This is a genomic window from Pelatocladus sp., assembly GCF_059505505.1.
The window spans coordinates 1-24968 of sequence record NZ_JCACKS010000248.1; the positions used below are offsets into that span (position 1 = coordinate 1).

Sequence of the window (24968 nt, forward strand, 5' to 3'; positions counted from 1 at the left end):
ATATCCCGACGCTCAACGAAGCGTTAGAGCGCGGGACTTACGACGAAATAGTTAAAAAAATTCAAATTTGCTGATGACGAGTCTATTCGCTGGTTTGCCATTTGGCCTGTAGTAGCATCAACAGTAGGAATCAGACTCGTCATCGCATTTGAGTTATGTGTGCATTCTTTTTTAGTGTGCCGAAGCATCACTCGAAGAGTATGCCAAGTCTAGTTTTCCACAGAAGTCTCTATTAAAACTCAAGTGAAGTGCTAATTATTCAACAGTTAGCTTACCAGCCATGCCAGCACCACGATGAGGCTCACAGTAGAAGGTATAGTCACCCTTGGGAGCATCTGCGGGGATTGTGGTTTCATACTCTTGACCTGGACTCATGAGCAACTGCTTGTGAGTCCAAGCTTTCGCTAAATCAGCACTTTTTGACTGGCCAGGATCAAATACAACATTGTGGGGAGGAACTTTGTTGTTTACCCATTTAATTGTGTCACCTGGCTTGACAGTCAACTTTGCAGGCTCAAACGCCAGCATTCCCTTATCACTGCCGAGTTTTACTGTATATGTATCAGCCGCAGCACTAGGAGTGAAAACAGCAAAGCTGCCAACAACTAAAAGAATTGTTAACACCGCTAGACCAAAGCGACGCAAGCCGGCCGCAATTAATTTCATAGCCTTCTCCAATCAACAAGTTTTATTTTCCTCTATTCATTTTAGATAAAATTAACGCCAAATATGACAAGATGTCGTAGATGTAAATTTTTTTTGGAAAAATGGTTAAAAATATAGTCATTAGTCTTTTGGTAAGTAGTCCCAATCATCTGGGGCTACTTACGAGAGGCTAATGACTTAAAAACTCATGACTAAGAAATGATGACTATGTTAGTGACCAGGAGCTTAGTAGTAAATTTTACCGCCGCCCCACTTGATACCAATTACTTTTGGTTGCACTAAGATATAACCAGCGATCGCTTTCAAATCATCATCAGTGAGATTTCTCATTTCTGTGAAAATATCAGCACTCTTAATGCTGGGATGTAACTCAGAAATTTCATATTCTCCATCATAGGTAGTGGGGTTTTTCATGTAATCCACTAGTCCTTCAATGTTATTACGGGGTGGTGTTGCCAATGCCAAAGCTTCAGGATCAAGTCCTACGTTCTGGTTGGTTTTGGTGACACCACCAGGGTGACACTGAGAGCAAGTATCGTTAAACAAGCGCTTGCCTTCTGTAAGCTGTTTTAGGCTGACTACAACTGTGTCACCCTTTTCATTTAACTGTACTGTGCGTGAAGCTTGATCTATCTCCACTGCTGTTGCACTACCAACAACAAACTGAAAAGTCAGCAACACAGTAGCTACAAAAATGCCAATTAGTCTTTTTAACATCTTTCCCCTTAAAGATTTTGACGCTCAACACAGCTAAATATCGCGATACTCAATCTTTTGTTGTTAACTGCCAGTTGTCAATTGTTTTTTGTTTTTTGTTTGTTGTTTGTTGTTTGTTCCACCAACCACTAACAACGAACTAAACTATATTGGTTGCAATCGGTTGCATACAGATAAAACTCCTCCTACAGGATGGATATCATCTGCTGGTATCTTTGTGATAAATAGGTTTGCACAACCCATAAAGTATCTTAACTGACAGATATAGATAAAGTCGCTGTTATACAAATATCACGTTAAGAGGCCAATTTGTTGCCTTAACTACTGGCTAGGGAGACAGGAAAACAGATAGAAGTGTGAGTATTTTTACTGTATAAGTTGTGATCGCATTTGCATAACTTTGTTTAACGTCTAAGCGAACTCCAAAAAATATAATGATCTAAACTACGTCTACGTTGAGAATCGTAGTTTTTTGTAATTAGGGTAAAGCGTATAACTCAGGCTAGAAGCGAATTATAAGCCCTTATATAAAACTCCAGCTTTCAAAATGGACGAGGTTTAACTCCTCCATTCAACATAACTTCTTCTTCCATGTCTGTCTTGTCCCCAATTCTCACCCCTTCCCTCCTGTAAAAGTCACACTTTGAATAAAGTACCGATTGAAAAAGGCATAAATAGCTAAAGCTGGCAGAGTAAACACCATTGAAGCTGCCATGATATAGTTCCAATAGCTGATGTACTGACCTTTGAAAGAATTCAAACCTAAAGGCAAGGTAAACATCTCCGGATCAAACAGTATCACCACAGGCAACAAAAAATTATTCCAACTACCCATAAAAACAAAAATTGCCTGCGCTGCTAATGCTGGTTTTGCCAAAGGTAAAACAATACGCCAGAAAATTCCCAAAGGAGTTAACCCATCAAGCGCAGCAGCTTCCTCTAATTCTTTAGGAAAGTTAACAAAAAACTGCCGCATCATAAAAATGAAAGTGGCATTCACCATACTAGGGACAATCATCCCTTGATAAGAATTTAGCCAACCGAAAGCTTTTAAAATCAAAAATGTTGGAATTAGTGTAATTTGTGCTGGTACTGCTAGTACTGCCAAAATCAGTAAAAACCAAAAATGTCTACCTCGAAACCGCAACCTCGCTAGGGCGTAACCAGCCATTGAATTGAACAGCAAGTTTAAAATAGTGACGCAAACGGCAATAACTACACTATTGAACAACCAACGCAGAAATAGCGGTTCTTGCAGAAAAATTTGCTTATAGTTGTCAAGAGTAAAGTTTTTGGGCAAAAAATTAACTTCGCCGCTAACTATTTCAGACAGGGGTTTAAAGGATGCCGAAAGCGCCCACAAAAAAGGGATGATGGTAATAACAGCGTACAGTGTCAACAGGACATACAATAGTCCTTTTCCTATTGGTAAAGAAAGTTTCATAGACTAATCTTGAGAAAATATATTACTAGAGTTTATACGGTCAATATCAATGCCTCACAAAAACTTTATACATGCCGATAACAGTATGAAGATGAAATCAAAATCATAATTGCTTGACAAATAAATCTGAAATATGTGGCTTTAATGGTGTAAAAATAGCTTAGTTTTGATTTTTGTCTAATACTAATGCACTTGCTTCCCATAGCTTCATACAGATCTATCAGACGCTTGATGATGATATCTGCATTAATTGCATTTTTGAAGCAATTAATTTTGAATTTGCCAATCAGTAGCTACATAGCCATACCACAGTAGCAGGGTTAAACATGCTTTTCAATCGACGAGAAAACGCTAAAAAAAAACAGAGGACTAAAGTTCAATTCTTGCAGATAAAAATAACGAATAATCTGCATCTATCTAAAATCAAAACCGAGGTACTTGCAGGTGCAACAGTAGCATTAGCACTGATTCCAGAATCTTTAGCATTTGCTGCGATCGCCAAAGTTAACCCAATGGTAGCACTCTATACATCTTTTTGTATGGCAGTGGTTATTTCCTTGGTAGGAGGACGCCCAGCCATGATATCAGCAGCGACTGGCTCAATGGCGTTACTGATGACAACATTGGTTGAAAAGCATGGAATAGAATATTTATTTGCTGCTACCATTCTGACAGGAATTATTCAATTTTTGATTGGGGTTTTGAAGTTAGAAAGATTCTTCAGTTTTATTCCTCAATCTGCCATTGCTGGATTTGTTAATGCTCTAGGAATTCTAATTTTTACTGCTCAGTTAAGGCTATTTGCTGGGGAACCTTGGCAAATGTATGTGATGGTAGCCGTTACACTGGCGATTGTCTACTTATTCCCCCGTCTGATAAAGAGCATTCCTTCACCACTTATAGCAATTGTTGCTATGACCATTGTCGCGATCGCCACGGATTTGGATATTCGTAGAGTCGGAGACATTGGAGAAATTACACGCAACTTACCTGTGTTACACATACCCCAGGTTAGTTTCTCCCTAGAAACACTCATGATTATCCTACCTTACTCACTAACGTTAGCGATCGTAGGACTGTTAGAATCATTGTTAACAGCCGCCTTGGTCGATGAACTAACTGACACTCGCACTTCCAAGAATCGAGAAACAAAAGGTCAGGGAATAGCTAATGCAGTTACTGGTTTAATGGGTGGGATGGCAGGCTGTGGTATGGTGGGACAATCTGTCATCAATACTAGATGTGGTGCTAAAGGACGTTTGTCTACCTTTGTTGCTGGTGCGTTTTTGCTGTTTTCTATGTTCGTAATGCGCGATATTGTACAGCAAATTCCCATGGCAGCATTGGTTGGTGTGATGATTATGGTGTCCTTTGAAACATTTGACTGGAAGTCTTTGAAGGTATTACGAAAGACACCACTACCAGAAGCATTAGTAATGCCTTTTACAGTCATAGTAGCACTAGTCACACACGACTTAGCCCAAGGTGTATTAGCAGGGGTAATTCTGAACTTATTAATATTTGGTTGGCAAGTAGCTCAAATTCGGACTACACTCAGCATTGATCGTAATGAGAACAGAGTGTATTACATTCACGGTCAATTGTTCTTTGGTTCCGCGAACCAGTTTGTAGAGTTGTTTGAATACACTACAGATACAGACAAAGTAATCATTGATTTTCATCGTTCCCATGTATGGGATCAGGCCGCAGCCAATGCGATCGCCAAGGTAGTAAGCAAATATCATCGCCTCAATAAGCATGTCACCATCGTTGGGCTAAACCATGATAGCCACACAACCGTTCATAAATCTAGAGTCCCAGAAGGAGACAAAGGTGCAGGGAGCAGGGATCGGGGAATGGGATGAAAAGGAAGACAAGGGAGACAAAGGACAATCCCCAATCCCCGATCCTCTAAATCTAGCTAGCTAACAGAGTTTTTTCCAGAGGAGTCCAACGGAAGGTGCGATCGCCACCTCTTTCGATGACGACTTTCACCCGTGGTTCCAGCTTGGGCAAGTTCGCTAAATATTCAAGTTCTTGGTTAGAAAGGATATAACCTTCAATAATCCACAACACCAATCCTTTAGATTTTGGTGGTAACTGCTCTAGCTGATAGTTGACAATTGGTGGTACATAATACACATAACCAACTGCGGCCCCACTACCAGTACTTTTTTTACCAAGATGTGCAGGTCGAACTCCATGAACACCTGTGAGATAAGCAGCTAAATCACCTAGCCCTCTAGCAGTGATATTGAGAGTCATATAGCCTGCTGCACGTAGTCGGCGTCTGTAGCGACCTTCAAAACCTCCTTCTAAAGGTACGTAGACACCAAGAGCGCCATTTTTTTCTAGATCACGAATTAAAGTGTTACCAGTGGTAATTAGTGCCATAGGTTTTCGTCTTGTCCGACTTAGATATCTCTATTATTCACTTTTAGTCATCAAATTAAGTTAACCGATTAACTTATGGACAGGATAAGTTAAGTCGTCGAGAAGAAAGATAGCGCAAATTACGAAACCCCAAACACCTTTGAAACCCTTGTCAATGACAAATGACCAATAACCAATGACCAATTTTCAAGCTTAAAAGGGTTTGATTAGGCGAACGCGTGGTTTTTCATCTTCATTACTTCTCATTACTATAAAAAATATTAATAGACAAAAATCAAGATTTAATTTATAATTCTAGATTGTGACCAAACTCAGGATACCACTTCGTTGTTATTGTTAGCAATAATTTAGCATTTGAAGCTAACAAGCAAAGTTCTAAACAGAATTAGCTAGCTATAATTGACAACAGACTGGTAAACTATAAAAGCTTTCAGGTCAACGAAAACGAGTAGAGTTAAAAACTCAAACTCATTCCACTCAGTAGAACAAGTTCGCTCTTGTAATAGAGCGAAACCGCAGGCAAAACCTTAAAATATTATTTTTAAGGTGATTGGAGGGGTAGAAACTGAGCAGTGATGTTGGTTTGTAGCATGGCGTAAGTCTCAGTTACAAGGATACTGGGTAGCTTGCTGCCTAAGTCCTGCTACAAGCAAGTAAAGTGCCAGAGCAATTGCTGAGATAGAAGCATTGTTGCACAAAGCTCCAAAGCCTTGTATTAAACCCAAACAATGTACTTTCCTCTATGGAAAGTGTTTTGCTAGTTCTAATCACGTGTAAGTGAAAGCAAACGGATTCACATCATAAGTAGGGATACTTGATGAAAGACCGGGTAAGTTGGAACCGCCTACCTAAGCCGTTCCTGACTTCATAAGGTGACGCAAAATAGCGGAAAGTAGCTGATAAAGCTTCTGTACAAGTGTTCTGAAGAATCCAATTTCCCAAGAAAAAAGTAGAAAGGAGAGCCAGTAACTGTGTCTGTAGGTATTCTCGGCACCAAACTGGGCATGACCCAAATTTTTGACGACGCAGGAATAGCTATTCCTGTCACAGTCATTCAGGCGGGACCATGTACAGTTACTCAAGTTAAAACAAAACAGACCGACGGTTACTCCGCCATCCAAGTAGGCTATGGCGAAGTTAAGCCAAAAGCGCTGAATAAACCTTTATTAGGTCATCTAGCAAAGTCTTCTGCCTCAGCATTACGTCATTTAAATGAGTATCGTATAGATAACTCTAGTGAGTATACTCCGGGTCAAGAGATTAAAGCAGATATTTTTAGCGCAGGTCAACAAGTAGATGTCATAGGTACAAGCATCGGTCGTGGTTTTGCAGGCAACCAAAAACGCAACAACTTCGCTCGTGGACCTATGTCGCATGGTTCTAAAAACCATAGAGCGCCTGGTTCTACCGGTGCTGGTACAACGCCAGGTCGTGTTTATCCAGGTAAGCGGGCGCCAGGACGTTTAGGAGGTAGCCGCACCACAATCAAAAAACTTACTGTAGTGCGAGTAGACTCAGATCGCAACTTGTTGCTAATCAAGGGAGCTGTTCCTGGAAAACCTGGGTCTTTGGTAAATATTGTGCCTGCCAAGGTAGTTGGTTAGTTATTAGTCATTAGTCATTAGTGACTAACAAAAGACAAATGACAAAACCCTTACGGGTACTCTGTGAGAAGCCGCTTACGCGTCTACGCCAGTTGCTCATGGGGAAAACCCCCAGACCGCGCTGGCTCACAAATGACAAAGGACATTAAAAATGTTTGAATGTGTAGTCAAAAATTGGCAGGGAGAACAAGTCGGGCAAAAAAGCTTTGATTTGCAAGTTGCCAAAGAAAAAACAGCGTCTCATGTTGTGCATAGAGCCTTGGTTAGACAAATGGCTAATGCTCGTCAAGGGACGGCCAGCACGAAAACCCGCTCTGAAGTCAGAGGCGGTGGTCGCAAACCTTGGCGGCAAAAAGGTACTGGTCGAGCGCGTGCAGGATCTATTCGTTCTCCACTGTGGCGTGGTGGCGGTGTCATTTTTGGACCCAAACCCAAAGACTATGAAATTAAGATGAACCGCAAAGAGCGGAAGTTAGCATTGCGGACAGCCTTTGCTGGTCGCGTTGATGACTTAATTGTGGTAGAAGAATTTAGCGAACAGCTACAGCGTCCTAAGACCAAAGAATTAGTGTCAGCGATCGCCCGTTGGGGTGTCGAGCCAGAAAGTAATACACTGTTAGTTTTGTCCGAGAAAAGCGAAAACGTAATCTTGTCAGCCCGTAACGTTGAGAATCTCAAACTCATAGCTGCTGATAACCTCAACGTTTACGATTTACTCAACGCAGACAAAATCATTCTTACCGCATCAGCTCTAGAAAAAATTCAGGAGGTCTACAGTGCCTAACTTCGACCCCCGCAAACTCCCTGACCTAGTGCGTCGCCCCATTGTGACTGAAAAGGCGACCATACTCATGGAGCAAAATAAATATACTTTTGAAGTCTCTCCCAAAGCGACCAAGCCAGAAATAAAAGCGGCAATAGAGACTCTATTTGAGGTCAAAGTAGTACAAGTAAATACCAGTAATAGTCCCCGCAAAAAGCGTCGCGTCGGCAGATTTATTGGTTTCAAACCCCAATACAAGCGAGCCATTGTCACAGTGGCCACTGGGGATGAAGACAAGATCAGACAAATTCTATTCCCCGAACTCTAAGAATTTTAGATTTTGGATTTTGGATTTTAGATTGAGGTAATTAGTGGGTGACAAAGATTGTTGTAATTGAATTGGTACTCACTAATTCCAAAATTAAAATCCAAAATCAAAGATTCTAAATCCAAAATCCACGCCTCCAAAATCCAAAATATAAATTATGGGTACTCGTTCTTATCGCCCTTATACCCCCAGTACTCGCCAGGTCACGATTTCCGACTTTGCAGAAATTACTAAAACTGAGCCGGAAAAATCTCTAACTAAATTTGTACATCGTGCCAAAGGCCGCAATAACCAAGGGCGGATAACCAGCCGCTTTCGGGGGGGCGGACACAAGCGGCTTTACCGCATGATCGACTTCAAACGCAATAAACGTGATATTCCCGCAGAAGTCATCGCAATTGAATACGATCCTAACCGTAACGCCCGCATCGCGCTTTTACAGTACCAAGACGGCGAAAAGCGTTATATTCTCCAACCCAATGGTTTAAAAGTTGGGACAACAGTAATTGCTAGTGTCAATGCTCCCATTGAAGATGGGAACGCCTTACCTTTGTCAAACATTCCTTTAGGTACAAGCGTTCACAACGTTGAGTTGACTCCTGGTAAAGGTGGTCAAATCGTTCGCTCTGCTGGAGCAACTGCTCAAGTCGTAGCCAAAGAAGGTAATTATGTCTCCCTGAAGTTGCCTTCAGGAGAAGTCCGCATGATTCGCCGGGAATGCTATGCCACTATTGGGCAAGTCGGTAACGTAGACGCCAGAAACTTGAGTGCAGGTAAAGCAGGTAGAAATCGCTGGAAAGGTCGCCGTCCTCATGTCAGAGGTAGCGTCATGAACCCAGTTGATCACCCCCACGGCGGTGGAGAGGGTCGCGCCCCCATCGGTCGCTCTGGGCCTGTTACTCCTTGGGGTAAACCAGCATTGGGTCTGAAGACACGTAAACCCAAAAAACAAAGTAGCAAGTTGATTGTGCGTCGTCGCCGTAAATCTTCTAAACGCGGACGCGGTGGTCGTGAAAGCTAATGCTAAGGGGTAATAGGTAATGGGTTAATTACTAATTACCAATTACCAATCACCAATTACCAATTACCAATTACCAAAACTATGGGTCGTTCTCTTAAAAAAGGTCCTTTTGTAGCAGATCATTTGTTAAGCAAAATTGAGAAGCTTAACGATAGCAATAGAAAAGAAGTGATCAAAACCTGGTCACGAGCTTCCACAATTCTACCGGAAATGGTTGGTCATACCATTGCTGTTCATAACGGACGGCAGCATGTACCCGTTTTCATCAGCGACCAAATGGTGGGACATAAGCTGGGCGAATTTGCTCCCACACGCACTTTTAGAGGTCACGCCAAAGATAAAAAAGCAGGTAGGTAGTTTGTCTTTAGTCATTTGTCTTTGTAAATGACGAATGACAAATTGCAAATGACAAATGACAAAAACGGAGAAAACTATGGATGTTGATACTACTAATGAAGTAAAAGCGATCGCCCGTTACATACGCATGTCTCCTTATAAAGTGCGTCGGGTACTCGATCAAATTCGTGGGCGATCTTATCGAGAAGCACTAATCATTCTGGAATTTATGCCCTATCGTGCTTGTGAACCAGTATTGAAGGTTCTCAGAAGTGCTGCTGCTAATGCAGAGCATAATGAAGGATTGGACAGAGCTGATCTAGTAATCACTAAGGCCCATGCAGACCAAGGACCAGTACTGAAACGGTTTCAACCAAGGGCGCAAGGTCGAGCGTACCAGATTCGCAAACCAACATGTCATATTACAGTCGCTGTTGCTCCAGGAGCCTCAGCGCAATAAGTGCTTACACCGATAGCTTAAAGCCAGAAATTTTAGAGGAAAGCATTTGTGGGACAAAAAATACATCCAATTGGTTTTCGTCTAGGAATAACCCAAGAGCATCAATCTCGTTGGTTTGCTGATCCTAGCCGCTATCCAGAACTCTTACAGGAAGACCACAAACTTCGTAACTTCATTGAAGAAAAACTGGGTAGATACGCTCAGAACAATGCAGGAATTTCCGAAGTCCGGATTGAGCGTAAAGCCGATCAAATTGACCTCGAAGTCCGCACAGCACGCCCAGGTGTAGTTGTAGGTCGGGGTGGACAAGGTATTGATTCATTGCGTACCGGACTTCAAAACCTGTTAGGCAGCAATCGTCAAATCCGCATCAACGTTGTAGAAGTACAACGTGTTGATGCTGATGCTTACCTAATTGCTGAATACATCGCTCAACAGCTAGAACGCCGTGTTTCTTTCCGTAGGGTTGTACGCCAAGCGATTCAGCGCGCCCAACGTGCAGGTGTACAAGGTATCAAAGTCCAGGTGAGTGGTCGTCTCAACGGTGCAGAAATTGCTCGCACAGAGTGGACTCGTGAAGGTCGAGTCCCTCTACATACCTTAAGAGCTGACATTGACTACTCTTACTGCACAGCAAAAACCATCTACGGGATTCTCGGCATCAAAGTCTGGATATTCAAGGGAGAAATTATTCCTGGACAAGAAGAAACACCTCCCCCACCAACAACACGGGAGCGTGAACCACGTCGCCGTCAACAACGTCGTCGTCAGCAATTTGAAGACCGCTCAAATGAAGGATAGTCATTAGTCATTAGTCCCTAGTCATTAGTGAATGACTCTTGACCAATGACAGATGACTCTTGACCAATGACAAATGACAAACCATGTTAAGTCCAAGAAGAACGAAATTCCGTAAACAGCAGCGCGGACGCATGAAAGGTCTGGCTACTGCTGGCAGTTCCCTGAACTTTGGTGATTTTGCCCTCCAAGCTCAAGAACCCGCTTGGATCACGGCTCGTCAAATAGAAGCATCTCGTCGAGCCATGACCCGTTACATCCGCCGGGGTGGTAAAATTTGGATTCGCATTTTCCCTGATAAGCCTGTAACAATGCGAGCCGCAGAAACACGGATGGGTTCCGGGAAAGGTTCTCCCGAATATTGGGTAGCAGTCGTCAAGCCAGGACGGATTTTGTTTGAAATCGCTGGTGTTCCTGAAGCTACCGCCCGCGAAGCAATGCGTTTAGCTGCATACAAACTGCCAATTAAAACTAAGTTCATTTCACGCTCTGAAATAGAGCCACAGGAGCAGGAGTAGGTTATGCCTCTTCCCAAAATTTCGGAAGCAAGAGAATTAAGTAACGAAAAACTGGCTGAGGAAATTCTTGCCGTTAAAAAACAGTTGTTTTATTTACGTTTGCAAAAAGCAACCAGACAACTAGAAAAACCCCACCAGTTCCGACATGCCCGACATCGCCTAGCCCAATTGCTAACGGTAGAATCAGAGCGCCAACGGGCCACCGCAAATCAAGCCGCAGAAGAAAAAGAGTAGGAGATTATGGCAGTTAAAGAACGAATTGGCTTGGTAGTAAGCGACAAAATGCAAAAAACAGTTGTAGTCGCTGTTGAAAACCGCGCTCCTCATCCCAAGTACGGCAAGATTGTAGTCAATACCAGGCGTTATAAGGCTCACGACGAAGAAAATCGCTGCAAAATTGGCGATCGCGTCCGCATTCAAGAAACTAGACCCCTGAGTAAAACCAAGCGCTGGCAAGTCGCAGAAATTCTGACTACAAAAAACACTTAATGGGTAATGGGTAATAGGTAATGGGTAATAGGTTAAAAAGCGATTAGCAATTACCAATTTACAATTACCAATTTACAATTACCAACCACAAGGAGAATTATTGTGATCCAACCCCAAAGTTACCTTAATGTTGCAGACAATAGCGGCGCTCGCAAACTCATGTGTATCCGTGTTTTAGGAGCAGGTAACTGTCGCTACGGTTTTGTGGGCGATAGAATTATTGCTGTTGTCAAAGATGCCCAGCCAAACATGGCTATCAAAAAATCAGATGTCGTAGAAGCAGTGATTGTTCGTACCCGCCATAATATTAACCGGGATAGCGGTATGAGTATCCGTTTTGACGACAACGCCGCAGTGATCATTAACAAAGATGGGAATCCAAAAGGAACTCGCGTCTTTGGCCCTGTTGCTCGCGAACTGCGTGAGAAAAACTTTACTAAAATCGTTTCTTTGGCTCCGGAGGTGCTGTAATGGCAAGCAAAAAAGAAAAGCCAAAGTTCTACAAAATGCATGTCAAAGCTGGGGATACCGTCCAGGTAATTGCTGGTAAAGACAAAGGCAAAGTCGGCGAGATTATCAAAGCCCTGCCTCAAGAAAGCAAAATCGTAGTCAAAGGCGTCAATATCAAAACCAAGCACGTCAAGCCCCAAGCGGAAGGTGAATCCGGGCGCATCGTCACCCAGGAATACCCAATCCACAGTTCCAACGTCATGCTTTACTCCACCAAGCAGAACGTCGCCAGTCGCATCTGCTACACCTTTACCGATGAAGGTAAAAAGGTAAGGATGCTTAAAAAAACAGGCGAAATTATTGATAAATAGTTATTGGTCATTAGTCATTGATCGAAACAAATGACAAAGAACAAAAGCATTCCCTGACAAAGCCCAGGGACAACCAGAACAAAAAACTATGCCAACAAGACTTAAAAGTTTATACCAAGAAACAATAGTCTCCAACCTCACCAAACAGTTTGGATACACCAACGTTCATCAAGTACCAAAGCTGGTGAAAGTGACTATTAACCGGGGTTTAGGAGAAGCAGCTCAAAATGCGAAAGCCCTGGAAGCGTCTTTAAGTGAAATTGCTTTGATCACTGGGCAAAAACCTGTAGTGACAAGAGCAAAAAAAGCGATCGCAGGCTTCAAAATTCGTCAGGGTATGCCTGTTGGGATCATGGTTACTCTCAGAAGTGAACGAATGTATGCCTTTCTCGACCGATTAATTAACTTGACTTTGCCTAGAATTCGCGACTTTCGCGGTATCAGTCCCAAAAGCTTCGATGGCCGTGGGAACTATACCCTTGGTGTTAGAGAACAGTTGATTTTTCCAGAAGTCGAGTACGACAGCATTGACCAAATCAGAGGGATGGATATTTCCATCATCACCACAGCTAAGACTGATGAAGAAGGTCGTGCCTTATTAAAAGAAATGGGAATGCCCTTCCGCGAACAATAAGTTCAATTAAACGAGGAGACGATGGCGACTAACGACACTATTGCTGATATGCTGACGCGCATCCGTAATGCCACTATGGCGCGGCATCAAACTACACAAGTGCCATCCACAAAAATTACCCGTAGTATCGCTAAAGTACTTCAAGAAGAAGGCTACATCGGTGAATACGAAGATGTCGGAGAAGGAATCAAGCGAAACCTGGTAATTGCACTGAAATACAAGGGTAAAAATCGTCAACCTATTATTACTACACTCAAACGGGTAAGTAAACCAGGTTTGCGCGTTTACTCGAATAAAAAAGAATTACCACGGGTATTAGGTGGTATCGGCATTGCCATTATTTCTACATCTAGTGGCATCATGACCGACAGGGAAGCACGGCGTCATAACTTGGGTGGTGAAGTACTTTGCTACGTTTGGTAGTCATTGGTCATTGATCATTTGTCATTAGTAAAGACAAAGGACAAACGACAAAGGATAAATAATTATGTCTCGAATTGGTAAACGCCCAATTACAGTTCCCGCAAAGGTACAAGTAACTTTTGATAACGCCAAGGTTGTTGTCAAAGGCCCAAAAGGTGAGCTTTCGCGCGAATTACCCGCTAATGTGATTTTGTCCCAAGAAGGGGAAATACTAACGGTGAATCGCCGTGATGAGTCACGTGTCTCTCGTCAGTTACATGGGTTATTCCGCACCTTGGTTTCTAACATGGTTGAAGGAGTTTCCAAAGGATTTGAACGCCGTTTGGAAATCCAAGGGGTTGGTTATCGGGCGCAAGTACAAGGTCGTAACCTGGTTATGAACATGGGTTACAGTCATCAAGTACAAATTGTGCCACCAGAGGGAGTTCAGTTTGCGGTTGAAAATAATACTAACGTTATTATCAGTGGTTACGACAAAGAAGTCGTAGGTAACACAGCAGCAAGAATTCGTGCTGTTCGTCCACCGGAACCTTACAAAGGTAAAGGTATTCGCTACGCTGGCGAAGTAGTTAGACGTAAAGCTGGTAAGACTGGTAAGAGTGGTAAGAAGTAGATATGAAACTTACTCGTAGAGAATCAAAACAGCGTCGCCATCGGCGCATCCGTGGAAAAGTGACCGGTTCTTCAGAACGGCCACGTTTAGCAATCTTTCGCTCACATCAGCATATCTACGCTCAAGTGATAGATGATACCCAGCATCACACTATAGTAGCAGCGTCCACCGTAGAACCAGAACTCAAATCTAAATTCACTTCTGGAGGAAACGCTAAAGCTTCAACTGAAGTTGGTAAGCTAATCGCAGCACGAGCGCTAGAAAAAGGGATAACCAAAGTAGTTTTTGATCGCGGTGGTAATCTTTATCACGGTCGGATTAAAGCACTTGCTGATGCAGCACGTGAAGCTGGGTTAGATTTCTAATTTGTCATTGGTCAATGGTCATTAGTCAATGGTGAGTAGTTAGTAGTTGGTAATTAGTGGTTAGTTACTGCAAGCAACAAACAACTACCAAAAAATGACAAATGACAAATGACAAATGACAAATGACAAATGACAGAGGAAATTAGACAATGGCAACAAATCGTCGTAAAACCAACCGCGTTAAAAAAGAAGAAACTAACTGGCAAGAAAGGGTCATTCAGATCCGACGGGTTAGTAAAGTAGTTAAAGGTGGTAAAAAACTCAGCTTCCGCGCGATCGTCGTTGTTGGTAATGAACGCGGTCAAGTTGGTGTTGGAGTGGGTAAAGCTTCAGATGTAATTGGTGCGGTGAAAAAAGGTGTAGCCGACGGGAAAAAACATCTGATTGACATCCCTATTACTAAATCCAATTCCATCCCCCATCCTGTTGATGGTGCTGGCGGCGGTGCAAAAGTAATTATGCGACCAGCAGCCCCTGGTACTGGTGTAATTGCTGGTGGTGCGGTTCGTACTGTACTAGAGTTGGCAGGTGTACGGAATGTTTTAGCCAAACAACTCGGTTCCAACAATCCCCTGAATAACGCCAGAGCTGCTATAAATGCCCTCACTGCTTTGCGTACTTTCTCAGAAGTAGCCGAAGACAGGGGTATTCCTCTGGAGAATCTTTACATTAAATAAAGTCATTTGTCCTTAGTCCTTTGTTCTTAGTAAATGACAAATGACAAATGACAAATGACAAATGACAAATGACAAATTTTGCTTAATTTATCGCTTATGAGACTCAACGATGTTCGCCCCCAAAAAGGGTCTAAAAAACGCGGTCGCCGTTTAGGTAGAGGCGTTTCTGCTGGTCAAGGTGCAAGTGCCGGTAAAGGTATGCGGGGTCAAAAAGCTCGCTCTGGTAGCAGTACTAGACCTGGTTTTGAAGGTGGTCAACAGCCATTGTATCGTCGCATACCCAAGCTCAAGGGCTTTCCCCTAATTAACCGTAAAGTTTACACTACGATTAATGTAGGTAAGCTAGCCTCACTTCCAGCTAACACAGAAGTTACTTTGACCTCTTTAAAAGAAGTAGGTATCCTTACTGCTGCCAAGGGGTCATTGAAAATTTTGGGAGATGGGGAATTAAATGTTCCGCTTAAAGTACAGGCGGCAGCTTTTACAGGTACAGCTCGTAGCAAAATTGAGGCAGCTGGCGGAAGCTGTGAGGTGATATGAAGATTGTAGACGCCCTTTAGGGCGGACTACTTTCACCAAGTCGCTACTTAGCAGCCACTTCGTGTCTACGCGCCTACAGTGCAGGGTAGGATGAAGAATGAAGGATAAAAAACTTAGTACTTCAAATTTCGTGCTTCACACTTCCATATTCTTCACACTTCTGACTTCATGCTTCATTCTTCAAAGGTAGCGCTTTATGATCAGTCGAGATAAACCCCCAACCGCTCAAGAAACTTTTATGCAGATGGCACAAGCAGCAGGATTAAGAGGTCGGCTGCTTGTCACCATCGGTATTCTCATGTTGATTCGTCTAGGTATACATATACCTATACCAGGAATTGACCGACAGCAGTTTGCAGCTGCAATTAATGGTAATAATCAGATATTCAGCTTTTTGGATATCTTCTCCGGAGGCGGTCTTTCCGCATTGGGAGTCTTTGCATTGGGCATTTTACCTTATATCAATGCTTCGATTATTATCCAATTGCTCACTGCTGCGATTCCATATTTAGAAAACTTACAAAAAAATGAGGGAGAAGCAGGAAGGCGGAGAATTTCCCAGATAACCCGCTATGTAGCTTTGGGTTGGGGAATTTTACAAAGTGTGTTCTTAGCAGCATTTTGGTTAAGACCTTTTGCCTTTAATTTTGGCCCTATTTTCGTAATTGAAACAGCTGTTGCTCTTGTCGCTGGTTCAATGTTTGTTATGTGGGCATCAGAAGTCATTACGGAGCGTGGTGTTGGTAATGGCGCATCTTTGTTGATTTTTGTCAATATTGTGGCAACATTGCCTAAATCTCTCAACGATACTATTGCTTATATTCAAGGTAGTGGTCAAGAAATTGTTCGCGAAAGAGTAGGTCCAGTAATTGTATTAGTCCTAGTTTTTCTTTTCACTATCGTTGGGATTGTATTTGTTCAAGAAGCAATTCGTCGCATCCCAATTATTTCTGCTCGTCGTCAAGTTGGTCGGCGGATTTTTGCCGAACAACGTAGTTATCTCCCCTTGCGTCTGAATCAAGGTGGAGTTATGCCAATCATCTTTGCTGCTGCAATCCTGAGTTTGCCACTGTTTATTGCCAATTTCACCAAAAATCCAGAATTGGCAAATATCATCAACACTTATCTCAGTCCTGGTGGTTCTCAGTCTTGGGTATATGCCCTTGTCTACCTAGTTTCAATTGTCTTTTTCAGTTATTTCTATTCTTCTTTGATAGTAAACCCAGTTGATGTGGCACAGAACCTGAAAAAAATGGGTTCTAGTATTCCTGGTATTCGTCCGGGTAAAGCTACTACAGAGTATATAGAGCGCGTTTTGAATCGACTTACTTTTTTGGGTGCTATCTTTTTGGGCTTGATTGCTATCATCCCCACTGCGGTAGAAAAAGCTTTAGGAGTACCAACTTTTAGAGGTTTGGGTGCTACCTCTTTGCTGATTCTAGTAGGTGTGGCGATTGACACAGCTAAACAAGTCCAAACTTATGTGATCTCTCAGCGCTATGAAGGAATGGTGAAGCAATAGTGACGCGATTAATCTTCTTGGGACCGCCGGGTGCTGGTAAAGGAACTCAAGCTAAAACATTGGCCAATCACTGCGATATTCCCCATATTTCCACAGGTGATATCTTGCGGCAAGCATTGAAAGACCAAACTCCTTTGGGTATAAAAGCCCAAAATTATATGGATAGGGGTGAGCTAGTTCCCGATCAGCTTGTGGAGGAAATGGTGGAAGAACGCCTCGCTAAACCGGATACTAAATCAGGTTGGATTTTGGACGGCTTTCCTCGGACTGTTAAGCAAGCAGCTTTTCTAGGAAAATTACTGCAAAAACTAGAACAGCAAGGAGAGAAGGTAGTCAATCTAGATGTGCCAGATGATATTGTAGTTGATCGTCTTTTACAACGAGGGCGTGCTGATGATACAGAAGAAGTAATTCGCCGTCGTTTGGAAGTCTACCGCTCTGAAACTGCTCCCTTGATTGACTACTATGGCGATCGCCACCAACTGATTACGGTTAACGGCAATCAGTCCCTAGAAGAAGTCACTACCGATCTTAAAAACGCCATAGCATCTTAAAATTAACAAAAAAAGGTTATGGGGATTGGGGATAAGGGATCGGGGATCGGAATCCAAAGAAACAAGAGGAATAAACACCAATGCCTAATGCTCGTTACTCCTTATAGGGAAATCAATATTCCCCGATCCCCGATACCCAATCCCCAAGCAGATACATGTAAATCTTAGATAAGATATATTAATAAACTGTTGATATTTTTCTAAAAATATGTTCATTTCCAGACTATAAATATCTGTAAATGAATAAAGAACTGTTGAATTGAGGGAATAATAAATTGTCTAAGCAAGATTTGATTGAAATGGAAGGTACAGTTACAGAGTCATTGCCAAACGCCATGTTTCGCGTTGATTTAGACAATGGCTTTAATGTCTTAGCTCATATATCTGGTAAGATTCGCCGTAACTATATCAAAATTTTACCTGGCGATCGCGTCAAGGTAGAGCTAACTCCTTACGACCTGACAAAGGGTAGAATTACTTATCGATTGCGGAAAAAATAGATATATGTAAGTTAATATACCACATGTTCAAATCAATTGCTTTTCTGAGCGACATTTAACTGAACATTTATCTGAAAATGCTATAATTTAACATTTGGAGTCAATTAGCAGAGCATGAAAGTTAGAGCTTCAGTCAAAAGAATGTGTGAAAAGTGTAGCGTGATCCGTCGTCGGGGTCGCGTGATGGTGATCTGTTCAAATCCGAAACACAAGCAGCGCCAAGGTTAGAACAAATTCAAGGTACGACTCTTAAAACTTGGTGAAGTGAAACGATCAAATCATCGTCCACACACTAAATTAACATCACTAGCAAGCAAATTTAGGGAGACAATTGTTGTGGCACGTATTGCCGGAGTAGACCTACCACGCGACAAGCGTGTTGAAATCGGTCTGACTTATATTTATGGAATTGGTCTATCGCGATCGCAGGAGATTTTAAAGTCTACAGGTGTAAATCCAGACACCCGTGTAAAAGATCTCAGTGATGCTGACGTAGCAACCCTAAGGGGAGAAGTAGAACAAAACTATCAAGTCGAAGGTGACTTGAGGCGCTGGGAATCACTAAATATCAAGCGCCTAGTTGAAATTGGTACATACAGAGGGCGTCGTCATCGCATGGGCTTACCAGTAAGAGGACAGAGAACTCGTACCAATGCCCGTACCCGTCGAGGGAGACGACAAACAGTCGCTGGTAAGAAGAAAGCACCAGGGAAATAAATTTTTGACAACGCTTGCTGTTAGCAAGTTTTACATTCATCCAATCACAACGATATGGCGCGACAACCAAGCAAAAAGACCGGGAGCAAAAAGCAAAAACGCAACGTACCAAATGGTGTTGCTTACATCCAATCTACTTTCAACAATAGCATTGTCACCATTACTGATCAAAACGGAGATGTGATCTCTTGGGCGAGTGCTGGTTCTAGCGGTTTTAAAGGAGCAAAAAAGGGAACTCCCTTTGCAGCCCAAACCGCAGCTGAAAGTGCAGCACGTCGAGCGACCGATCAGGGAATGCGCCAAATTGAGGTCATGGTGAGTGGTCCAGGAGCAGGTCGGGAAACAGCAATCCGCGCACTGCAAGGAGCAGGACTCGAAATTACGCTCATTCGAGATATTACCCCAATTCCTCACAATGGCTGCCGCCCTCCCAAACGCCGTCGAGTCTAAATGCGACTTGTTGGGTGGTAAAGGTAATCAGTGAACAGTTAACAGTAAGCAGATCAACAGCCAATGATAACTAGTAACAAGTAACTAATAACTGACAACTGAGAACTGTTTCCCTCACACGCATAGTGGCCGTCCGAAGTCCAAAAAGCCCTAGTTATGACGAGGGGCTACAAAACTTCGGAAAACCTAAAACATAGTAGCGCCTGTAAAGTTTGTAGATACTTGAACTTATTGCTTATTAATCAAAGTATTTAGTTTAATTAACTTCAAACACAAGGCAAAAATCCAAATGTGTGGGCAGTATATCTGTCTACTAGCAAGACCTGAAAGCAAGGGAGGCTACTCCGTGGCGCAGTTTCAAATTGAATGTATAGAGTCCAGTACAGAGGAAAGTCGGAGCCATTATAGTAAATTTATCCTAGAACCTCTAGAGCGGGGCCAAGGAACTACCGTTGGCAACGCCCTCAGACGGGTATTGTTGTCAAATTTAGAAGGTACGGCTGTAACAGCAGTACGTATTGCAGGAGTAACGCACGAATTTGCTACCGTTCCGGGTGTGAGAGAGGATGTACTAGAAATCCTCATGAAAATGAAGGAAATAATCCTCAAAAGTTATTCTGCTCAACCCCAGATAGGTCGTTTACTGGTTACAGGCCCCTCTACAGTCACATCAGCACACTTTGATTTGCCGAGTGAAGTTGAAGTGATCGATCCGACTCAGTACATAGCGACCCTCGCAGAAGGAGGAAAGCTAGAAATGGAATTTCGGATTGAAAAAGGCAAAGGGTATCGCACCGTAGAACGGGGTCGTGAAGAAGCGACATCTCTAGACTTTCTCCAAATTGACTCGGTGTTTATGCCAGTCAGGAAAGTTAACTACAGCGTTGAAGAAACTCGTGGCGATAATGGAATGCCAAGAGATAGATTGCTGATAGAAGTCTGGACAAATGGCAGTCTTAGCCCTCAAGAAGCTCTCTCCTCAGCAGCAGGAATCTTGGTAGAGTTATTCAATCCCTTAAAAGATATTGATATCAGGCAAACAGATACAGATTCTGATATCCCAGATGATCCTACAGCCCAGATTCCGATTGAAGAGTTACAGCTTTCTGTGAGAGCTTATAACTGTCTCAAGCGCGCTCAAGTTAACTCTGTGGCGGACTTGTTGGATTACACCCAAGAAGACCTATTAGAAATTAAAAACTTTGGTCAGAAGTCAGCAGAAGAAGTAGTTGAAGCACTACAGCGACGTTTGGGTATTACCCTACCAACTGAAAGGGCTTCTAAACACGGTTAATCAATACTTATAAAGTAGCCGCACAGCCTAGAAATAGGTCGAGGCGGTTAGGACTGCTTGAACCAGTCAAAGCCCCTTTGGGGCAAAACAACCTTGCGGAGTTCGATTTCTAATCGGCGTAGCAACAACAATAACCTTCAAGAAGGCTAGCGCGCCAACAGAATGCTCTCGTGTTTCCAACCAGAGGAGAGTTTAAAGACTAACTAACAACTTTCTTAGTAAGTACTATCTTTAAAATGGTTCATAGTTATGCGTCATCGTTGTCGTGTTAAAAAACTCAGCAAACCAGCTGATCAACGTCGCGCCCTGTTGCGCGCCCTCACAACTGAGCTAATTCGTCATGGTCGAATCACCACCACTCTGCAACGAGCTAAAGTGCTGAGATCCGAAGTCGATAAAATGATCACTTTAGCCAAAGACGGTTCTTTATCATCACGCCGTCAAGCTCTTGGTTACATTTACGACAAACAATTAGTTCATGCTCTGTTTGAGCAAGCTCCCACTCGTTACGCTAATCGTCAGGGTGGCTATACCCGCATCCTGCACACCATACCTCGTCGTGGTGATAATGCTGAAATGGCAATTATTGAACTAGTTTAAGTTATTGGTCATTGGTCATTAGTTAGTAGTTGACGATTGATGAGAATAACCAACGAATGACAAATGACAAATGACAAAATCCTATGTTAGAAAGCCACCAGCCTCCACCAAAACAGCGAGTCGCCCTGGTAATTCAATACCTGGGGACTCATTTTCATGGCTGGCAAAGGCAACCACAACACCGTAGCGTACAGGAAGAAATAGAGAAAGTCTTAGCGAATTTACTAGGTCATTCTGTTACGCTACACGGTGCAGGACGTACTGATAGTGGGGTTCACGCCGCCGCTCAAGTAGCTCATTTTGATGCGACTGGTAAAATTCCACCTCACAAATGGGCAACGGTGCTAAATAGTTACCTGCCCGAAGACATATTGATTTTAGCTTCGGCAGGTGTAAGCCAGACTTGGCACGCTCGCTTTAGTGCGGTATATCGGCGTTATCGCTACACCATATACACTGGAAAACAGCCCAATTTGTTTGTGAGGCACTTCAGTTGGCATTACTACCATACACCCCTGGATGACTTTTTAATTCAGGCTGCATTGAAACCCCTACTCGGAAACCATCATTTAGCAGCGTTTCACCGCAGTAACTCAGCACGTAAGCACTCTTGGGTTGAAGTGCAAGCAGTAGAGTGTTATCGAAATGGGCCTTTTATTCATATTGAGATCCAAGCAAATGGATTTTTGTATGGCATGGTGAGGCTATTAGTAGGAATGTTGGTGCAGGTAGGTAATGGAGAGCGATCGCTTGCTGAATTCACTGATCTCTGGAAAAATGAACGCCGGGAAGAAGTGAAATATGCTGCACCTGCCCATGGCTTATGTTTATTACGAGTCGGTTATCCAGATTTTCCTTTTTTAAAAGAAGTCTGGTTTGACACTCAGCCTCTATTTGTCATTAGTCATTAGTCAATGCAATAGTCATTGGTGATTACAAATGACATAGACGCGCAAGCGGCTACCTACGGTAGGCGCGTAGCGACTTCTGGTAAGTAGCCACTCCGTGTCTACCCGCAGGGTAGGACAAATAACAAACAACAATTAACAATGAACAATGAACAAAACATATCTTCCTCCTACAGATTCTATAACGCATGATTGGTACGTCGTAGACGCCACCGACAAACGTCTTGGTCGCCTAGCTAGCGAAATAGCTATGGTTCTGCGAGGCAAAAACAAACCCCAATTCACGCCCCACATGGATACAGGCGACTTTGTGATTGTAGTCAATGCCGAGAAAGTAGCCGTAACTGGTAAAAAGCGCACCCAAAAGATTTACCATCGTCACTCCGGTCGTCCTGGCGGGATGAAAACAGAAACTTTTGCCAAACTTCAAGGACGTTTACCAGAACGCATTATTGAACACGCTGTCAAAGGAATGCTACCGAAAAATAGCTTGGGACGACAGTTGTTCACCAAGTTAAAAGTGTACGCTGGTCCGACTCATCCTCACGAGGCTCAAAAACCCAAAGAGCTAAAAATTAATACTATTCCAGGAGCACAAGATTAATGCAAGCAACAGAAAACACTAGCGGTCGCGCTATGTACTGGGGTACTGGCCGACGTAAGTCCGCAGTCGCACGAGTACGCCTAGTTCCAGGTACTGGACAATTGGTTGTCAATGGTAAACCTGGAGATTTGTATTTCCAATTCAATCCTAATTATCTCGGAGGTATCAAAGCGCCTCTAGAAACTTTAGGATTGGAAAACGAATATGATATTTTGGTGAAAGCCGAAGGCGGTGGCTTAACTGGACAAGCCAATTCGATACGTTTGGGAGTGGCTCGTGCTTTATGCCAACTCGACCCCGATAACCGCTCACCTCTCAAAGGTGAAGGCTATCTCACCCGCGATCCCCGTGCAAAAGAACGGAAAAAATACGGTTTGCACAAGGCTCGCAAAGCACCCCAGTACTCGAAGCGTTAAGAGATTGGGGATCAGGGATTGGGGATTGGGAAAATTATCAATATCCTAATTTCATATCCTAAATTACCTTTCCCCGTCTCGCTGTACCCCTTCCCAATTCCCTTTCCCTGATCACCGATCCCCAATCCCCGATTCCTATTTCTAGTCGAACACCAAAGTTATAATCGTAGTATATTCACCACATAAGGAACAATGGCTAAATCTGGTATTCATCCTGAGTGGTATCCAGAGGCTAAAGTTTACTGCAACGGTCAAGTTGTGATGACCGTCGGCTCCACCAAGCCAGAACTGCACGTAGATGTTTGGTCTGGAAACCACCCCTTTTACACTGGCACTCAAAAGATTATTGACACTGAAGGTCGTGTTGAGCGCTTTATGCGGAAGTATGGCATGAGAGGCGGCGATCAAGCTTCTGGTGGCAAAAAGAAAAAGTAGCGATTTGGCTCTGTTGCTGGTAATGACGACCCTGCATCTGCTGGGTCGCTTGTCATAAATGCTCAGGCCAACTTGTTATTTTAAGGAGCGATCGCACTCATCATGGCTGAACAATATTTACTGGAGAAACTTAGATCTGTTGAACAAACTTTTAATGAATTAACCCGTCGTCTTGCTGATCCCGATACCGCCAAAAATCCTGATGAATATCAGAAAGTGGCAAAGGCGCGTTCAGGGTTAGAAGAGATAGTTAATACTTATGAAAATTGGAAAACAGCCCAAGAAGAACTAATAGGGGCGCGGCAAATACTGAAAGAATCTCACTTAGATGCCGAACTGCAAGAAATGGCCGCCCTGGAAGTTCAAGAATTAGAAGAGAAAATAGAATACTTAGAAAACCGTTTGAAGATATTATTACTACCCCGTGACCCCAACGATGATAAAAATATCATGTTGGAAATTCGGGCTGGGACTGGGGGTGAAGAAGCTAGTATCTGGGCAGGGGACTTAGTACGGTTGTACTCTCGCTACGCTGATACTCAGGGTTGGCGAGTCAAGCTAGTCAGTGAATCCCTAGCGGAGATGGGTGGCTTTAAAGAAGCAATCCTAGAAATTCAAGGAGACAGTGTTTACAGCAAATTAAAATTTGAAGCTGGAGTCCATCGCGTTCAGCGTGTACCAGTCACGGAGGCGGGAGGAAGAGTTCACACTTCTACAGCCACCGTGGCGATCATGCCAGAAGTCGATGATGTGGAAATCCACATTGATCCTAAAGATATTGAAATGACTACAGCGCGATCTGGTGGTGCTGGTGGACAAAACGTCAACAAAGTAGAAACTGCCGTTGACTTGATGCACAAACCAACGGGGATTCGGATTTTTTGTACTGAAGAACGCAGCCAGTTACAAAACAAAGAACGGGCTATGCAAATTTTGCGAGCCAAGCTGTATGAAATGAAGTTACGCGAACAACAAGAAGCTGTAACTTCCATGCGGCGATCGCAAGTAGGTACAGGGTCACGTTCCGAAAAAATCCGCACCTACAACTATAAAGATAACCGAGTTACTGACCATCGTCTTGGTCAAAACTTCTCTCTCAACCCAGTTCTCGAAGGTGATATAGAATCATTGGTTCAGTCTTGTATCTCTCAAGACCAGCAAGAACGCTTGGCAGAACTTGCTGCTTCTGGAGCGATGAATTAATCCCTTCCGCCGTGGAAAAAAACCGCACGACCTCGCGCAATCATGCGTGGTTTATTGGCTGAGTCAACCATTTTTTCTTCGCATTTGGCGTGTGTTACGGACAGGCTTTTTTGTATTGTCGAGTTGCTAATTTGGCTAGTCGCAGAGTCTTTAA

The 24968-nt window shown here is 43.2% G+C and carries 36 protein-coding genes; 32 read left to right on the forward strand and 4 right to left on the reverse strand.

All coding sequences use genetic code 11. The features are described 5' to 3' along the window. Positions 1–255: 255 nt before the first annotated feature. From petE to AC5JMK_RS25245, 3 genes are all read right to left on the reverse strand, one after another. Positions 256–666, reverse strand: coding sequence for a plastocyanin (petE, locus tag AC5JMK_RS25235; RefSeq protein WP_096675218.1), 411 nt, complete (start codon positions 664–666; stop codon positions 256–258). A gap of 225 nt (positions 667–891) precedes the next feature. Further along, the gene (gene psbV, locus AC5JMK_RS25240; protein ID WP_096675219.1) at positions 892–1383 is read right to left on the reverse strand and encodes a photosystem II cytochrome c-550; all 492 of its coding nucleotides are present in this window, start codon (positions 1381–1383) and stop codon (positions 892–894) included. A 613-nt stretch (positions 1384–1996) separates the two neighbouring features. Beyond that, on the reverse strand, positions 1997–2827 hold the full coding sequence (locus AC5JMK_RS25245; protein WP_096675220.1) for a carbohydrate ABC transporter permease: 831 nt from the start codon (positions 2825–2827) through the stop codon (positions 1997–1999). Positions 2828–3153: 326 nt separating this feature from the next. Here AC5JMK_RS25245 and AC5JMK_RS25250 point away from each other — a divergent pair, with 326 nt between their 5' ends. Then, the gene (locus AC5JMK_RS25250) at positions 3154–4692 is read left to right on the forward strand and encodes a SulP family inorganic anion transporter (RefSeq protein ID WP_096675221.1); all 1539 of its coding nucleotides are present in this window, start codon (positions 3154–3156) and stop codon (positions 4690–4692) included. Between the two features lie 52 nt (positions 4693–4744). Here the strand turns inward: AC5JMK_RS25250 and AC5JMK_RS25255 are convergent, their stop codons facing one another. Then, entirely contained in the window at positions 4745–5221 is a 477-nt protein-coding gene (locus AC5JMK_RS25255) for an NAD(P)H-quinone oxidoreductase subunit N (protein WP_096675222.1), read from the reverse strand. A 971-nt stretch (positions 5222–6192) separates the two neighbouring features. Between AC5JMK_RS25255 and rplC the strand changes: the two genes are divergently transcribed. The 31 genes from rplC (at position 6193) to prfA (ending at position 24814) form a co-directional block, all read left to right on the forward strand. After that, positions 6193–6825 (forward strand): 50S ribosomal protein L3, encoded by a 633-nt coding sequence (gene rplC / locus AC5JMK_RS25260; protein ID WP_096675223.1) that lies wholly within the window; start codon positions 6193–6195, stop codon positions 6823–6825. 151 nt (positions 6826–6976) lie between these two features. Then, positions 6977–7609: a 50S ribosomal protein L4 gene (gene rplD / locus AC5JMK_RS25265; RefSeq protein ID WP_096675224.1), complete on the forward strand. Its 633-nt coding sequence runs from the start codon at positions 6977–6979 to the stop codon at positions 7607–7609. Beyond that, the gene (locus tag AC5JMK_RS25270) at positions 7602–7916 is read left to right on the forward strand and encodes a 50S ribosomal protein L23 (protein WP_096675225.1); all 315 of its coding nucleotides are present in this window, start codon (positions 7602–7604) and stop codon (positions 7914–7916) included. Before rplD ends, AC5JMK_RS25270 begins: the two co-directional genes overlap by 8 nt. A gap of 157 nt (positions 7917–8073) precedes the next feature. After that, on the forward strand, positions 8074–8937 hold the full coding sequence (gene rplB / locus AC5JMK_RS25275) for a 50S ribosomal protein L2 (RefSeq protein ID WP_096675226.1): 864 nt from the start codon (positions 8074–8076) through the stop codon (positions 8935–8937). 81 nt (positions 8938–9018) lie between these two features. After that, on the forward strand, positions 9019–9294 hold the full coding sequence (gene rpsS / locus AC5JMK_RS25280) for a 30S ribosomal protein S19 (RefSeq protein WP_016859444.1): 276 nt from the start codon (positions 9019–9021) through the stop codon (positions 9292–9294). A gap of 76 nt (positions 9295–9370) precedes the next feature. Next, positions 9371–9733 carry a 50S ribosomal protein L22 gene (gene rplV, locus AC5JMK_RS25285; protein WP_096675227.1) on the forward strand — a complete coding sequence of 121 codons (363 nt, stop codon included), beginning with the start codon at positions 9371–9373 and terminating at the stop codon, positions 9731–9733. Positions 9734–9781: 48 nt separating this feature from the next. Beyond that, complete coding sequence (gene rpsC / locus AC5JMK_RS25290) at positions 9782–10534, forward strand: 30S ribosomal protein S3 (RefSeq protein ID WP_096675228.1); 753 nt, start codon at positions 9782–9784, stop codon at positions 10532–10534. Between the two features lie 83 nt (positions 10535–10617). After that, positions 10618–11049 (forward strand): 50S ribosomal protein L16, encoded by a 432-nt coding sequence (gene rplP / locus AC5JMK_RS25295; protein ID WP_026081885.1) that lies wholly within the window; start codon positions 10618–10620, stop codon positions 11047–11049. Between the two features lie 3 nt (positions 11050–11052). After that, a complete protein-coding gene (gene rpmC, locus AC5JMK_RS25300; protein ID WP_096675229.1) occupies positions 11053–11283 on the forward strand; it encodes a 50S ribosomal protein L29 in 231 nt (76 codons plus the stop codon). 6 nt (positions 11284–11289) lie between these two features. Then, complete coding sequence (gene rpsQ, locus AC5JMK_RS25305) at positions 11290–11538, forward strand: 30S ribosomal protein S17 (protein ID WP_016859439.1); 249 nt, start codon at positions 11290–11292, stop codon at positions 11536–11538. 102 nt (positions 11539–11640) lie between these two features. Then, entirely contained in the window at positions 11641–12009 is a 369-nt protein-coding gene (gene rplN / locus AC5JMK_RS25310) for a 50S ribosomal protein L14 (RefSeq protein WP_096675230.1), read from the forward strand. After that, positions 12009–12359, forward strand: coding sequence for a 50S ribosomal protein L24 (gene rplX / locus AC5JMK_RS25315; RefSeq protein WP_096675231.1), 351 nt, complete (start codon positions 12009–12011; stop codon positions 12357–12359). Before rplN ends, rplX begins: the two co-directional genes overlap by 1 nt. Positions 12360–12447: 88 nt before the next feature. Beyond that, complete coding sequence (gene rplE, locus AC5JMK_RS25320) at positions 12448–12993, forward strand: 50S ribosomal protein L5 (protein WP_096675232.1); 546 nt, start codon at positions 12448–12450, stop codon at positions 12991–12993. Between the two features lie 21 nt (positions 12994–13014). Further along, the gene (gene rpsH / locus AC5JMK_RS25325) at positions 13015–13416 is read left to right on the forward strand and encodes a 30S ribosomal protein S8 (protein ID WP_096675233.1); all 402 of its coding nucleotides are present in this window, start codon (positions 13015–13017) and stop codon (positions 13414–13416) included. Positions 13417–13480: 64 nt separating this feature from the next. Next, positions 13481–14029 (forward strand): 50S ribosomal protein L6, encoded by a 549-nt coding sequence (gene rplF / locus AC5JMK_RS25330; RefSeq protein ID WP_096675234.1) that lies wholly within the window; start codon positions 13481–13483, stop codon positions 14027–14029. 2 nt (positions 14030–14031) lie between these two features. Then, on the forward strand, positions 14032–14394 hold the full coding sequence (rplR, locus tag AC5JMK_RS25335; RefSeq protein ID WP_096675235.1) for a 50S ribosomal protein L18: 363 nt from the start codon (positions 14032–14034) through the stop codon (positions 14392–14394). A 149-nt stretch (positions 14395–14543) separates the two neighbouring features. After that, positions 14544–15071, forward strand: coding sequence for a 30S ribosomal protein S5 (gene rpsE / locus AC5JMK_RS25340; RefSeq protein ID WP_096675236.1), 528 nt, complete (start codon positions 14544–14546; stop codon positions 15069–15071). 96 nt (positions 15072–15167) lie between these two features. Next, positions 15168–15611: a 50S ribosomal protein L15 gene (rplO, locus tag AC5JMK_RS25345; protein WP_096675237.1), complete on the forward strand. Its 444-nt coding sequence runs from the start codon at positions 15168–15170 to the stop codon at positions 15609–15611. 196 nt (positions 15612–15807) lie between these two features. Further along, a complete protein-coding gene (gene secY / locus AC5JMK_RS25350; RefSeq protein WP_096675238.1) occupies positions 15808–17133 on the forward strand; it encodes a preprotein translocase subunit SecY in 1326 nt (441 codons plus the stop codon). Further along, positions 17133–17687, forward strand: a complete 555-nt coding sequence (locus AC5JMK_RS25355; RefSeq protein ID WP_096675239.1) for an adenylate kinase — start codon at positions 17133–17135, stop codon at positions 17685–17687. Before secY ends, AC5JMK_RS25355 begins: the two co-directional genes overlap by 1 nt. A 275-nt stretch (positions 17688–17962) precedes the next feature. Continuing rightward, on the forward strand, positions 17963–18187 hold the full coding sequence (infA, locus tag AC5JMK_RS25360) for a translation initiation factor IF-1 (RefSeq protein WP_006276978.1): 225 nt from the start codon (positions 17963–17965) through the stop codon (positions 18185–18187). A 114-nt stretch (positions 18188–18301) separates the two neighbouring features. Then, the gene (rpmJ, locus tag AC5JMK_RS25365; RefSeq protein WP_096675240.1) at positions 18302–18415 is read left to right on the forward strand and encodes a 50S ribosomal protein L36; all 114 of its coding nucleotides are present in this window, start codon (positions 18302–18304) and stop codon (positions 18413–18415) included. 108 nt (positions 18416–18523) lie between these two features. Beyond that, positions 18524–18904: a 30S ribosomal protein S13 gene (rpsM, locus tag AC5JMK_RS25370; RefSeq protein ID WP_096675241.1), complete on the forward strand. Its 381-nt coding sequence runs from the start codon at positions 18524–18526 to the stop codon at positions 18902–18904. Positions 18905–18958: 54 nt separating this feature from the next. Further along, entirely contained in the window at positions 18959–19354 is a 396-nt protein-coding gene (gene rpsK / locus AC5JMK_RS25375; protein WP_096675242.1) for a 30S ribosomal protein S11, read from the forward strand. A gap of 346 nt (positions 19355–19700) precedes the next feature. Continuing rightward, positions 19701–20648, forward strand: coding sequence for a DNA-directed RNA polymerase subunit alpha (locus AC5JMK_RS25380; protein ID WP_096675243.1), 948 nt, complete (start codon positions 19701–19703; stop codon positions 20646–20648). Positions 20649–20897: 249 nt separating this feature from the next. Continuing rightward, on the forward strand, positions 20898–21248 hold the full coding sequence (rplQ, locus tag AC5JMK_RS25385; protein ID WP_016859426.1) for a 50S ribosomal protein L17: 351 nt from the start codon (positions 20898–20900) through the stop codon (positions 21246–21248). Between the two features lie 83 nt (positions 21249–21331). After that, a complete protein-coding gene (gene truA / locus AC5JMK_RS25390) occupies positions 21332–22159 on the forward strand; it encodes a tRNA pseudouridine(38-40) synthase TruA (RefSeq protein ID WP_096675244.1) in 828 nt (275 codons plus the stop codon). Between the two features lie 145 nt (positions 22160–22304). Beyond that, positions 22305–22760 carry a 50S ribosomal protein L13 gene (gene rplM / locus AC5JMK_RS25395; RefSeq protein WP_096675245.1) on the forward strand — a complete coding sequence of 152 codons (456 nt, stop codon included), beginning with the start codon at positions 22305–22307 and terminating at the stop codon, positions 22758–22760. Continuing rightward, positions 22760–23176 carry a 30S ribosomal protein S9 gene (rpsI, locus tag AC5JMK_RS25400; RefSeq protein ID WP_096675246.1) on the forward strand — a complete coding sequence of 139 codons (417 nt, stop codon included), beginning with the start codon at positions 22760–22762 and terminating at the stop codon, positions 23174–23176. The genes rplM and rpsI overlap by 1 nt, the downstream gene beginning before the upstream one ends. A 192-nt stretch (positions 23177–23368) precedes the next feature. Further along, positions 23369–23611, forward strand: a complete 243-nt coding sequence (rpmE, locus tag AC5JMK_RS25405) for a 50S ribosomal protein L31 (protein WP_016859422.1) — start codon at positions 23369–23371, stop codon at positions 23609–23611. A gap of 102 nt (positions 23612–23713) precedes the next feature. Then, positions 23714–24814 carry a peptide chain release factor 1 gene (gene prfA / locus AC5JMK_RS25410; RefSeq protein WP_096675247.1) on the forward strand — a complete coding sequence of 367 codons (1101 nt, stop codon included), beginning with the start codon at positions 23714–23716 and terminating at the stop codon, positions 24812–24814. Positions 24815–24968: the final 154 nt, after the last annotated feature.